Origin of the sequence: Mycoplana rhizolycopersici (genome assembly GCF_013378445.1) — a bacterium.
Classification (GTDB): Bacteria; Pseudomonadota; Alphaproteobacteria; order Rhizobiales; family Rhizobiaceae; genus Mycoplana; species Mycoplana rhizolycopersici.
Genome location: NZ_JABXYK010000010.1, coordinates 119488 through 131823, shown reverse-complemented (window position 1 = coordinate 131823; position 12336 = coordinate 119488). Strand labels below are relative to the sequence as shown.

Annotated in this window: 11 protein-coding genes; 7 read left to right on the top strand and 4 right to left on the bottom strand. The window is 63.8% G+C overall.

Annotated elements, in window-relative coordinates; translation table 11 throughout:
• The first annotated feature begins 5 nt into the window (after positions 1–5).
• Together HV823_RS17055 and HV823_RS17050 are read left to right on the top strand one after the other, a co-directional pair.
• A complete protein-coding gene (locus tag HV823_RS17055) occupies positions 6–839 on the top strand; it encodes a BtpA/SgcQ family protein (RefSeq protein ID WP_176950928.1) in 834 nt (277 codons plus the stop codon).
• Complete coding sequence (locus tag HV823_RS17050; RefSeq protein ID WP_176950927.1) at positions 836–2080, top strand: Zn-dependent hydrolase; 1245 nt, start codon at positions 836–838, stop codon at positions 2078–2080. Before HV823_RS17055 ends, HV823_RS17050 begins: the two co-directional genes overlap by 4 nt.
• A 3-nt stretch (positions 2081–2083) precedes the next feature.
• On the opposite strand, the gene HV823_RS17045 is transcribed toward HV823_RS17050, so the two are convergent.
• The 4 genes from HV823_RS17045 to proV all read right to left on the bottom strand — a co-directional run bounded on the left by HV823_RS17045 (position 2084) and on the right by proV (position 5508).
• Complete coding sequence (locus tag HV823_RS17045) at positions 2084–2359, bottom strand: helix-turn-helix domain-containing protein (protein ID WP_176950926.1); 276 nt, start codon at positions 2357–2359, stop codon at positions 2084–2086.
• A 76-nt stretch (positions 2360–2435) separates the two neighbouring features.
• Entirely contained in the window at positions 2436–3311 is an 876-nt protein-coding gene (locus HV823_RS17040) for a glycine betaine ABC transporter substrate-binding protein (RefSeq protein WP_176950925.1), read from the bottom strand.
• 56 nt (positions 3312–3367) lie between these two features.
• Positions 3368–4252: an ABC transporter permease gene (locus HV823_RS17035; protein ID WP_176950924.1), complete on the bottom strand. Its 885-nt coding sequence runs from the start codon at positions 4250–4252 to the stop codon at positions 3368–3370.
• 23 nt (positions 4253–4275) lie between these two features.
• Positions 4276–5508, bottom strand: a complete 1233-nt coding sequence (gene proV / locus HV823_RS17030; protein WP_176950923.1) for a glycine betaine/L-proline ABC transporter ATP-binding protein ProV — start codon at positions 5506–5508, stop codon at positions 4276–4278.
• A gap of 425 nt (positions 5509–5933) precedes the next feature.
• Here proV and HV823_RS17025 point away from each other — a divergent pair, with 425 nt between their 5' ends.
• From HV823_RS17025 to HV823_RS17005, 5 genes are all read left to right on the top strand, one after another.
• Positions 5934–6728 carry an IclR family transcriptional regulator gene (locus tag HV823_RS17025; RefSeq protein ID WP_176950922.1) on the top strand — a complete coding sequence of 265 codons (795 nt, stop codon included), beginning with the start codon at positions 5934–5936 and terminating at the stop codon, positions 6726–6728.
• Entirely contained in the window at positions 6725–8800 is a 2076-nt protein-coding gene (locus HV823_RS17020) for a hydantoinase/oxoprolinase family protein (RefSeq protein WP_176950921.1), read from the top strand. Before HV823_RS17025 ends, HV823_RS17020 begins: the two co-directional genes overlap by 4 nt.
• A 73-nt stretch (positions 8801–8873) precedes the next feature.
• A complete protein-coding gene (locus HV823_RS17015) occupies positions 8874–10421 on the top strand; it encodes a hydantoinase B/oxoprolinase family protein (protein ID WP_176950920.1) in 1548 nt (515 codons plus the stop codon).
• 43 nt (positions 10422–10464) lie between these two features.
• Complete coding sequence (locus HV823_RS17010) at positions 10465–11607, top strand: ABC transporter substrate-binding protein (RefSeq protein ID WP_176950919.1); 1143 nt, start codon at positions 10465–10467, stop codon at positions 11605–11607.
• Entirely contained in the window at positions 11604–12335 is a 732-nt protein-coding gene (locus tag HV823_RS17005) for an ABC transporter ATP-binding protein (RefSeq protein ID WP_176950918.1), read from the top strand. The genes HV823_RS17010 and HV823_RS17005 overlap by 4 nt, the downstream gene beginning before the upstream one ends.
• Position 12336: the final 1 nt, after the last annotated feature.

The window sequence follows — 12336 nt, the reverse complement described above, 5'->3', positions numbered from 1 at the left end:
TCACCATGAGCAACCCCATTGGACGGCAGGACAACGATACGCTGAAAACGCTTTTCGGGCGCGACAAGCCGGTGATCGGCGTGGTGCACCTCATGCCGCTGCCCGGAGCGCCACGTTATGACGACGAAGGCGTCGAGGCGATCTACGAGCGCGGTCTTTCGGATGCGCGGGCCTATCTCTCTGGCGGCTGCGACGCCGTGATCGTCGAGAACCACGGCGACGTGCCCTTCGCCAAACCTGACGATATCGGTCACGAGACCTCCGCCCATATGGCCGTCGTCGCCGACCGCATCCGCCGCGAACTCGGACGGCCGATCGGGATCAATGTGCTGGCCAACGCATCGATCCCCGCCCTCGCCATCGCCTCGGCTTCGTCCGCGTCCTTCATCCGCGTCAACCAGTGGGCCAACGCCTATATTGCCAATGAAGGTTTCGTGGAGGGTGAGTCTGCGCGCGCCATGCGCTACCGCGCCCATCTTCGCGCCCGCGGCATTCGCATCTTTGCCGATGCCCACGTGAAGCACGGGGCACATGCCATTGTCGCCGACCGGCCGGTCGAAGAACAGGTCAAGGACCTCGTTTTCTTCGACGCCGATGTCGTCATCGCCACCGGCCAGCGCACCGGCCATGCCGCGGATCTCGGTTACATCCGCATGATCAAGGAGGCGGGCTCGTTGCCGACGCTGGTCGGCAGCGGCGTCACCCACGACAATGCCAACGACATCCTGTCCGTCGCCGACGGGGTCATCATCGCAAGCGCCCTCAAATATGACGGCGTCTGGTGGAATGCAGTCGAGCCGGACCGGGTGAAGCGCTTCATCGCAGGCCTCGGCCGATGAAGACAACGCCGGAGGTCAACGCCGCGCGCCTCCTCAAGTCCGTGGCCGATTTCGCGGCGATCGGCGCAACGCCGGCCGGTGGCGTCAACCGGCAGGCACTGAGCGTCGAAGACCGCGCTGCGCGCCGGCTGCTCGCCGAGCGCGCGCTTGCCCGCGGCTTTGCGGTCTTGCAGGACGAGGCGGCCAATCTCTTCATCCGCCGAGAGGGGCGCGATGCAGCGCTTGCCCCGCTTCTCATCGGCAGTCATCTCGACAGCCAGCCGACCGGGGGGCGTTTCGATGGCGCGCTCGGCACGCTCACTGCCTTCGAGGCGCTGGAAGCGCTTGCTGATGCCGGCATCGAGACGGACCGGGCCATCGAGGTCGTCGCCTTCACCAACGAGGAGGGTAGCCGCTTTTCGCCGGGCTGCATGGGTTCCATGGCCTTTGCCGGCGTGGCGAATGTGGCGGACTGGCGTTCGGCGCGGGCAACGGATGGCGCGCTCCTTTCCGACGAACTGGCGGCAACGCTGAATGACCTGCCTAAAGCCGAGATACGGCCGGTCGGGCACACCATCTCTGCGTTTGTCGAACTGCATATCGAGCAGGGGCCCGTCCTCGAACGCGAGGGCGTGCCAATCGGCATCGTCACCGCCGTTCAGGGCACCAAGTGGCTGGAGGTCGCCTTTTCGGGCGAAGCTGCCCATGCCGGCACCACGCCGCTCGAGTTTCGTAAGGACCCAATGGCGGCCGCCGCCGCGGCCATCGCACGCATCCAGGGCGATGTCATGCCCTCCGACCCCGATGCGCGGCTGACGGTCGGGCGCATTGCCGCCGAACCCGGCTCAATCAATGTCATACCGGGTCGGGTTTCCTTTACGGTCGATATCCGCCATCCGGACGCCACCATCCTTGCCGCGATCGAACGGCGGGTCCGCGATGAATGTCAGGCCGCAGGTGAACGATTGGGCTGCAAGACTGTCATCGAACAGCGCGTCGACATGCCGCCCGGCCGTTTCTCTCCGCACGTTGCTCAGGCGATCGAAGACGCCTGCGCTGCGCAGGACATCGCTTGCCGCCCCATGATCTCGGGTGCCTTCCACGATGCCCTTTTCGTCAACAGGATCGCGCCGTCGGCGATGATCTTCGTGCCCTGCCGTAACGGCGTCAGCCACAACGAGGCGGAGTTCGTGTCCGACGACCACATCATTATCGGCGCCCGCGCACTGCTGGGCGCGGTCGTGAAACTGTCTTCCGGATGAGACTTATCGACTGCGGGCTGCCGGACCCTCTCCCTGACCGACAAGCAGCCAGGCGATACTGACCTGCAGGATGCCCGCGAGCATGTCGAGGCGATTGGCGCGTGGTTCCGACCTGTCGTTCTCCCAGTTCGTCCAGGTCTCGACAGTCACGCCGGCGACGGCGGAAATCTCTTCCACCGTGAGGCCGGCAGCGTCGCGGGCGAGCGAGATCCTTCCGCCGGTCGTGTCGCAAGCTCCGTCGATCGGCGCATGCGGCGCAAGGGTGTCGTTCTTGTACATGTCAGATCCTTCCATTCCAGAACGGACGCCCCGCGGAAACGACCGCGGGGCGAGATGGGCGACGAGATTGACGGCGTCAGCCTTCTTCCTTCTCGAGCCAGGCTTTGATCTGGTCCGGGTGGTCGGCGATGTACTTGTCGACTGCCTCCTCGTAGGAGGTTTCCTGTGCGTTGAACATTGCGGCCTCCAGGTCGTCGATCGGCAGCTTCATGCGCGACAGGAAGGCGGCGACCTTCGGATTGTCCTTCTCGAAATCCTTGCGGGCGAGCACGTCGACATGCTCCGCCTTACCGAGCGAGCCCTTCGGGTCGTCGATGTAGCGCAGCTCATACTTGCCGAACATCCAGTGCGGGCTCCAGGACGTGGCGACGAACCACTCCTTGTTGCGGATTGCGCGGTCGACGGACGTCAGCATGCCGGCCTCGCTGGAGATCTGCAGCTTGTAGTCGTCCAACCCGTAGTCCTTGATCGCCTGTTCGGAAAGGCGCGTCAGGCCGGCACCCGGGTCGATACCCTCGACGCGGCCCTTCAGCTTGTCCTTCACATCGTCCTTGTTAAGATCTTCGATCGATGCGATCGCATCCTCGGGGACATAGGTCGGAACGACCCAGCCGAGCTTTGCCCCGTCATAGACGGTGCCGAGCGTCGTCACCTTGTCCTTCACCCTGGCGAAGTAGTCGGCGTGCGTTTCCGGCAGCCAGGCCATCATCATGGCGTCGAGGTCGCCGCGACCAACGCCCTGGTAAAGGGGGGCGACGTCCGTCTGGACCAGCTCGACGTCCCGGCCAAGCTCGTCCTTGATCAGCTTGGCCGCCAGCTTGGTGACGAATTCGGCGTCGGACCAGGCGGACCAGCCGATCTTCACCGGCGCCTTGTCTTCCGCGAGCGCCGTGCCCAGCGTTCCGGCGAAAACCCCGGCCGCAAGGCTGATTGTAGCAAGTGTCTTGAACATGGTTGCTCCTTTTTTGAAGGTTTGCATCGGCGGCGCGAAGGCCGCCATTTCAGGCGTCAGGCCGTAGCGGGCGAGGCCAGAGGCTGTTGCGCCTGACGGCGGAAGAGTGCGCGCCAGAGGCCGGCGCGTTCCTTTCCGAGGCTCTGCGTGATCCGGTCGAGGATCACCGCGAGGATGACGACGGCGATGCCGCCCTCAAAGCCGGTGCCGACATCGAGGCGCTGGATTCCGGTCAACACCGTGTTCCCGATACCGCCAGCACCGATCATCGAGGCGATCACCACCATGGATAGCGACAGCATGATCGTCTGGTTGATGCCGGCCATGATGGAGGGCATGGCGTTGGGAAGCTGCACCTTGAAGAGCAGTTGCGTGGCGGTGCAGCCAAAGGCGTTACCGGCTTCGATGAACTCCGCATGGACCTGGCGGATGCCGAGATTGGTAAGGCGTACGACGGGTGGCATCGAAAAGATGACCGTTGCTATCGTGCCGGGGACGGCGCCGAGACCGAAGAACATCGCCGCGGGGATCAGGTAGACGAAGGCGGGCATGGTCTGCATGAGATCGAGCACCGGCCGGACGGCGGTTGCGACACGGTCGTTGCGCGCCATTGCGATGCCGAGCGGCAGGCCGATCACCATGGCGACGAGCGTCGAGGCAAGGACCAGCGACAGCGTCTCCATCATGGCGGACCAAAGGCCCATATGCTCGACGAGCCATAGCGACAGGGCCGTAAAGACTGCAAAGCCCAAGCCGACACGCCAGAGGGAAAGCAGCACGAAAATGGTAAGGCCGAGGACCATCGGCGTCGCCAGAAGCGTCGCCTGGATGCTGTTCGTCACCGTGCCGATCGCTGCTGCGATCATATCGAGCAGGGGGGCGAAATTGTCGAGAATATAGTTGACGGCGCTGTCGACGCCGTCACCGATATCGAAAGTCATGGATTTTCTCCGGACGGGCTGGATCAGGCGCTGCGGTCGAGTGTTTCGAGAAGCGCGGATTTGCTGATGGAGCCGAGGTAGCGATTGGCCTCGTCGACGACGGGAACCGGAAAGGCGCTGGCGGCAACCCTGCCCAGCACGTTCGAAAGACTTTCCGAGGCAGAGATCGGCTCGATGCCGGCCAGGAAGGCCTGCCGGTAGGGATCGCTTGCGCCTTCGCGGTTCGTCTGGATCAGCGAATTGCGGCTGACCATGCCGTGATAGCGCTTGTCACGGCCAAGGATGATGGCGACGTCCCGATCGTGATGGTCCATGCGCTCCAGCGCAGCGGCGGCGGACACACCCTGACGCTCGATGATCGTCACCTGCGTCTTGCGGGCGACGTCGCCGGCGCGAAACACCTGCGAGACATCGACATTGCGGAAGAAGGAGCGGACATAGTCGTTGGCCGGCTTCAGCACGATCTCGTCGGGCGTGCCGACCTGGACCACCTCGCCGTTCTGCATGATGCAGATACGATCGCCGATGCGCATGGCCTCGTCGAGGTCGTGGCTGACGAAGACGATGGTGCGGCTGTGCTCGGCCTGCAGGCGTACCAGCTCGTCCTGCATTTCGGTACGGATGAGCGGGTCGAGCGCGGAGAAGGCCTCGTCCATCAAGAGCACCGTCGGCTCATTGGCCAGTGCCCGGGCAAGTCCGACGCGCTGCTTCATCCCCCCTGAAAGCTGATCGATACGGCTGTGGTCGTGTCCATCCAGCCCGACGGCCTTGAGCGCGGCGCGGGCGCGCTGCCGGCGCTCTTCCTCGCCGATGCCTGCGACTTCCAGGCCGAAGGCGGCATTGTCGATGACGGTGCGGTTGGGAAGCAGTGCGAACGACTGGAAGACCATGCTGATGTCGCGGCGACGCAGGGCGATCAATTCGCTGCGCGGCATGCGCGCCACGTCGCGGCCCTCGATCTCGATCGATCCGGAAGTAGGCTCGATCAGGCGGTTGATAAGGCGCAGCATGGTGGATTTGCCTGAACCCGACAGCCCCATGATGACGAAGATCTCGCCGGCGCGGATGTCGAAGCTCGCATCCTTGACGCCGATCGTGCAGCCCGTTGCCGCATGGATCTCCGACTTGGTCCTACCGGCCTTGAGCAGTTCGATGGCCTTCTCCGGCCGATCGCCGAAGACCTTGAACACGTTCCTGATACTGATCTTGACCGGCCGGTCGTTCCCCGGAAGGTCGCTCTCAGTTGCATAAGCCATATTGTCTCGGGCCCGGCTCCGGAAGCGGGGCGCTCTCCTTTGTCTGTCGTCAGCCGATGAAGCAATCAGCGAGATGAAAATGTGCGCGAAGCGCCATTTCGCAAATGCGATATCGCGTCGCAATATGAACATAAATTGCACATTATTCCTTTTATGTCCAGTCAAATGGGAAAATATTTCCACCATATGCCTCAGTCGACAGCGTAACTTGGAACTGTTTTCGCATTTCTATCGCTCTGAACGACGAGAGCCCAGTGGCGCGGCAACGCGAAATGGCGGTCCGCGCTGCGCCGATTTCGCAGCCGAAAACACTGAATTGGCATTGATCGCATCTGGCCGCTTGACAGCCGGTGCACGTCGCGTAAATATCAATGAAAATAAAACGATGTTTCATTATTTGAAACGTCATGAGGGATAGAAACACCATGGAAGGCGCTTCCGGCAAGTCGGAACGGTTGGGGACGGGGACGAGCACGCTCGACATGGCGTTGCGTATCGTGGAGTTCCTCGCAGCCCAGGACCAGCCGCTGACGCTGGCCCAGATCGCCAAGGCGTTTTCCGCCAGCAAGGCCACCGTCTATCGCCACCTCGTTACGCTTCAACGCCACGACTTCGTTCGCCAGGATCAGGAAACCAGCCGCTACGAGGCCGGCGTCAAGCTGCTGATGCTGGGCGAGGCGGTACGCAACCGCTTCCAGGTCGCCACGGCGGCGCGCGACGAGCTTTCGGGCTTGCGCGAGCGTACCGGGCAGGCCGTGACGATCTGCGGAATGGTCGATGGAAAGCTCGTCGTACTGGATCTGCTGCACGGCCGCACCGTCATCGAATTCGGCACCCGCCCGGGAACGGAGCTTTCGATCCATGCGACCGCGCACGGCAAGGTTTGGCTTGCCTTCGCCAAGCCAGCGCTGTTCGCGCAGACAACGGCTGCACCGCTTCATGCCTGGACGCCGAAGACCATCGTCGATCCGGTCCGCCTTCGCGAGGAGATCGACACAGTACGGAACCAGGGCTGGGCCATGGCGGCGGACGAATTGCTGACGGCTGTCAATGCGCTTGCCGCACCCGTCTTCAATCACCGGGGCGAAATCGCCGGCTCGGTGGCAATCGTCGGCTCGACGCAATTCATCGCCGCTTCGCCGGACGGCGCGCAGATAGACGAGGTCCGTGCCACGGCGCACCGGATCTCTGAACGTTTGGGATGGAGAGAAAAAGAATGACCTATTCGCTTGCAGTCGATATCGGCGGCACATTCACCGATATCGTCCTTCGCAATTCAGACGGCCGACTGTCCGTCGACAAGACGTTGACAACGCACGAGGATCTGCTCAGTGGCTTCTTCGGCGGTGTGAATGCCGTCCTCAAGAAGGCGGGCATCTCCTCCGACGCGATTGACGGCGTGATCGTTCATGCAACCACCGTCGTCACCAACGCACTGATCGAACGCAAGGGGCCGCCGACCGCACTCGTCGTGACGGAGGGTTTCCGCGACGTGCTGTCGATCCGCAACGAGCACCGCTACGACATGTATGATCCGCAGATCGAATTCCCCGAGCCGCTCGTGCCGATCGAACTGACATTCGGCATTGCAGAACGCACGCTTGCTGACGGCACGGTCGCACAGACACCTTCCGACGAGGCGATCGAAGTCCTGGCTGCAGACATTCGCAAGACCGGCGCTCAGTCGGTCGCCATCTGCTTCCTGAATTCGTTCGTCAACTCATCGAACGAGGCCTACGTCGCCGGTCGTTTGTCGAGGCTGCTGAACGATCTCTTCATCTGCACCTCGTCCGATGTCGCGCCGCAGATCAGGGAGTATCCGCGCGCCTCAACCGCAACCGTCAACGCCTATACGATGCCGATCTCGCAGCCCTATCTGCGTCGGCTCAGCGATCGGCTGCGCGACGAGGGTTTTGGCAACTCGCCGCTGATCATGTTGAGCTCCGGCGGCGTCGTCGGGGCGGAGACGGCGGGACGCAATCCGGTGCGCATGATCGAAAGCGGGCCGGCAGCCGGTGCGCTCGCCGCCTGCCACTATGCGGAAGTGCTCGGAATCGACCGGCTGATGTCCTTCGACATGGGCGGGACGACCGCCAAGGCCTGCCTCATCGAAAACCGCACACCGCTCGTCACCGGCCTGTTCGAGGTCGACCGCCGCTATCGCTTCAAGGAAGGCAGCGGCCTGCCGGTGACGGTCCCCTCGATCGACCTGATCGAGATTGGCGCCGGCGGCGGCAGCATCGCCCATGTCGACGAGTTGGGCCTTTTGAAGGTCGGCCCGGAGAGCGCCGGCTCCAACCCCGGTCCGGCCTGCTACGGCCGCGGCGGCAAGAATGCAACGGTCACCGACGCCGATCTCATGCTCGGCCTGATCGATGCGGACAACTTCCTCGGCGGCGAGATGCGGCTGGACACGGCTGCGACCGAGCACGCCATGAAGTCGCTTGCCGACGGTCTCGGCACGACCCCGGTTCAGGCGTCACGTGGAATCTACCGCGTCGTTACCGAAGCGATGGCGTCTGCAGCGCGGGCCCACGCCACGGACCGCGGTGTCGATTATCGCGGCCTGCCATTGTTTGCGTTCGGTGGAGCCGGGCCGCTGCATGCCTGCGGCGTGGCGGAATTGCTGCAGAGCGCTTCCGTTATCGTGCCGCCGCGCTCCAGCGTGCTTTCGGCCTTCGGCACCCTCGTCACGCCGCTGCGTCTCGATCTGGTTCGCAGCGATCTCGTCCGGCTCGATGCGATCGACTGGGCGCGGACCGAGAAGCTGCTCGGCGAACTGGAAAAAGAAGGCCGGCTGGCGCTGATGGAAGCCGGCTGCGAGGCATCGGATGTGGAAATCCATATCGGCGCGGACCTGCGCTACTTCGGGCAGCAGCATGAGGTAACGGTCACCTTCGACCATGACCCGCGCAAGTCCCGCGATACGCAGGCGATCGAGGCGCTGTTCTCGGAAGCCTACCACACCCTCTATGGCGTCAATCCGTCCCATGTTCCGGTTGAAGTGGTCAGTTGGCGCATCACCGTCAACGGCCCCGCGGTCCATTTCCATCCCGCAGGCCAGCCGGCCAGCGCCCCCGGCCAGCCGAAGGGCCATCGCCCGGTGCATGCCTGGCAGGACGGTCAGATGGTGGTCGTGTACGAGCGCGGCGACCTCGCCGTCGGCCAGGTCGTGGAGGGTCCGGTCATCATCGAGGAACGCGAAACGACGACGGCGATCCCGCCGAACTGGGTCGCCACCATCGATGCGTTCGGCTGCATCGTGGCCACCAGGAAGCCGGCTCAGGCCTGATATTTTTTAGCGTGCGCTCCTGCTCCGCCCAACACGGCGGGGCAAGGCAGCGCAGCGGTTGGGAGGAATTACCGTGGACGGCATCGAACTTGAAATTCTCTGGTCCAATCTGATCGGCATCGTCACCGAGCGCGCCAAGGCGCTGCAGCGCATCGCCTTCAGCCCCATCGTCCGCGAGGCGGGCGACCTCGCCTGCGCGCTGTTCGACCAGCGCGGGCGCATGGTGGCGCAGGCCAATACGGGCACGCCGGGCCATATCAACTCGCTGGCTTTCGCCGGCCAGCATCTGGTGCGAGAATTCGCCGGCCGCTGCGAGCCTGGCGACGTCCTCATCACCAATGATCCGTGGCTGTCCGCCGGCCACTTCTTCGACATCACGATCCTCACCCCGATCTTCAACGGAGAGCGGCTGATCGCCTATATCGGCTCGACTATCCATCACACCGATATCGGCGGCTACGGCATCGGTGCCGGCGCCCGCGACGTGCACGAGGAGGGCCTGTGGATCCCGCCGTTGAAGTTCTACGAGCGCGGCGTCATGAACCCGGTACTGCAGGCGATGATCCGCCGCAATGTCCGCACCCCGGATGCCGTCTTCGGCGATCTGGCCGCCCAGGTTTCCAGCGGGCAGGCAGCAGCCGAGCATCTGATCGCACTTTGCGAGCGCCAGGGCGTCGACGATATTGAGATGCTCTCGGACGAGATCATCGCCCGTTCCGAGGAAGCAACGCGGACAGCGATCCGCAAGCTGAAAGCTGGCACGTATCACGGCGAGTCTCAGTTCGATGTTCCCGGCGGCGAGATCATCACTCTGAAAACCGCGGTCACGATCGATCCCGTTGCGGGCAGCATCATCGTCGATTTCGATGGCAGCTCGATGCAGACAGCGACCGGCATCAATGTGGTGCTCAACTACACGCATGCCTACTCGACCTTTGCGATCCGCAGCTGCCTGAACCCGGACCTGCCCAACAATTCGGGATCACTTGCGCCGATCGAGATTCGCGCCCCGGAAGGCTCGATCATCAACTGCAGCTACCCGGCGCCGGTCAATGCGCGCCATGTCGTCGGGATGTATGTTCCGATGCCGATCCTCAAGGCGCTGCATCAGGTCATACCGACGCAGGTCCTGGCGGAGGGCTCGGGTGCTGTGTGGACGATCCAGATCCAGGGCCGCAACGATGCAGGCCAGCCCTTCACGTCGTCCATGTTCAACTATTCGGGCGGAATGGGCGCGCGCGCCGAGAAGCCGGGGCCGAGCGCCACCTGCTATCCGACCGGGGTTGCCGCCGTGCCCATCGAAATCCTCGAAGCGGCCATGCCGATCGTCTTCGACCGCAAGGAGTTGCGCCGGGGATCGGGGGGCGCTGGCCGCACACGCGGCGGCGACGGCCAAACCATAGGCTTCCACATGCGCACCAACGTGCCTTGGCTGCTGAACGCCGTGCCGAGCCGACTCAACAAGGGCCCGGAAGGCATCGGCGGCGGGTTGCCGGGCGAGGCGGGACGTTTCCTGGTCAACGGACAGTCCGTCAGCGAGGCCCGCAAATTGACGATGCAGGCGAACGACCGGGTGTTGCTGGAGACGCCTGGCGGCGGAGGGTTCGGCCCGCCTGCATGACGGGCTTAAGAATGAAGTGACAAGCGAGCTACGGGAGGAGTTCATGTCGTACGGATTGAGGAAACTGGCAGTCGCCGCAACGATCCTGGGTGCTTTCGCCGCGGGACCTGCGGCATCGGAAGAAGTCTACAAGATCGGCATTTCGGCGGGCCTGACCGGTTATGCGGCCACGGTCGACCGGGCTTGGCGGGACGGCGTCGAAACCGCTGTCGAAGTGGTCAACGCCAAAGGCGGGGTTCTCGGGCGTAAGCTGGAGGTGGTGGTCGAGGACAACCGCTCCCAGCCGCAGGATGCGGTTACGGTCTATCGCAAGATGCTCAGCTCGGACGGGGCGAACATCTTCATCAGCGGCTGCGTCTCGGCCGGAAATGCGGCTGCTGCGAGCATCACCGCCCGCAGCGAAGTGCCGATGATCCTCTGCTCGATCCTGCCCAAGCAGCCGAGGGAGATAGAGTGGGCCTTCACAACGCTGCCCCCGGCCGGCTTCGAGGTCGAGAAGCGACTGGAATATCTGCGCGACAAGACCGACATCCGCAAGATTGGCGTCCTGCACGATCCGACCCCTTACGCTCTGCTGCAGAAGGGCGTCGCCGAGCAGATTGCCGCGAAGTACGGCATGGAGCTTGTCGGTGTCGAGGCCTACAAGCAGGACGACGCCGATCTCAGCGTCCAGCTCAACAAGATGCAGGCGGCCGGCGCCGGCGCGATCATCAAGATCGGCCTCGGCGGCACGACGCTTACGGCCGCCAAGAACCTCAAACAGCTTGGCTCGAACATGCTCCTGTTGACGAGCCTGGAGGACATTGCCGTCTTCAAGCCCGTAGCAGAAGTGCTGGGCGACAGATTTTTCTTCGTCGCTTCGCCGTCGCAGGTCTTCGACGCCTATCCGGACGGCCCGCTCAAGCAGGCGATCGCCTCCTTCCTGGATCCCTGGCGGGAGAAGTTCGGCGACCGCGACCCGAACTGGGCTTCGCGCGGATGGGACGGAGTCATGCTGACGGTGGCCGCCATCGAGAAGGGGCAGTCGTTCGAGGGTGCCGCGGTTCGCGAGAACCTGGAGAACATCACCGGCTTCCAGGGCACGACCGGCACCTACGACTTCACCCCGCAACAGCACCAGGGCATTTCCGCCAATCCGTTCGTCGTCGGCCAGATCATCGACGGCAAGGTGAGGATCGCCGAATGACGGCTAGTCTGGCGCAGCCCGAGACGCCGGTGCTCGAAGTTCTGGGTCTTCGCGCGCGCTATGGCCACATCCAGGCGCTCAAAGGTGCCGACCTTAAGGTCGGCAAGGGTGAACTTGTCGCCGTTCTCGGCCCCAACGGGGCCGGGAAATCGACGCTGCTACGGGCGATCATGGGGTTGACGCAAAACGAGGGCGAGGTGCGCTTCATGGGCACACAACTCGCGCGCCGCGATCCGGTCGGCGCTGCGGCAAAGGGCGTCGTGCTCGTGCCCGAAGGCAGGGGCATCTTCGGCCCAATGACGGTGCTGGAGAACCTGGAGCTCGGCGCCTACCGCGTCCGCGACAAGGCCGAGATGCAGCGAAGGTTCGCCCGCGTCTTCGATCTCTTTCCGCGCATCAAGGAACGTCTTGCCCAGGTCGCGGGCTCCATGTCGGGCGGCGAACAGCAGATGGTCGCGGTCGGGCGCGCGATGATGGCAGAGCCGAAGGTGCTGCTGCTGGACGAGCCTTCGCTCGGTCTGGCTCCGCGTGTGACGGGCGAAATTCTCGAGACGCTTGGCAGGCTCGCTGCCGAAGGGCTTCCGGTGATTCTGGTCGAGCAGAAGGCGCCTCTGGCGCTGAAGCTCGCCTGCCGCGCCTATCTTCTCTCACTCGGACGCATCGTTGCGACCATCGATCCCCGCGAGGTGAAATCCCATGACGAACTCGCACAGTATTACTTCGCCTGAG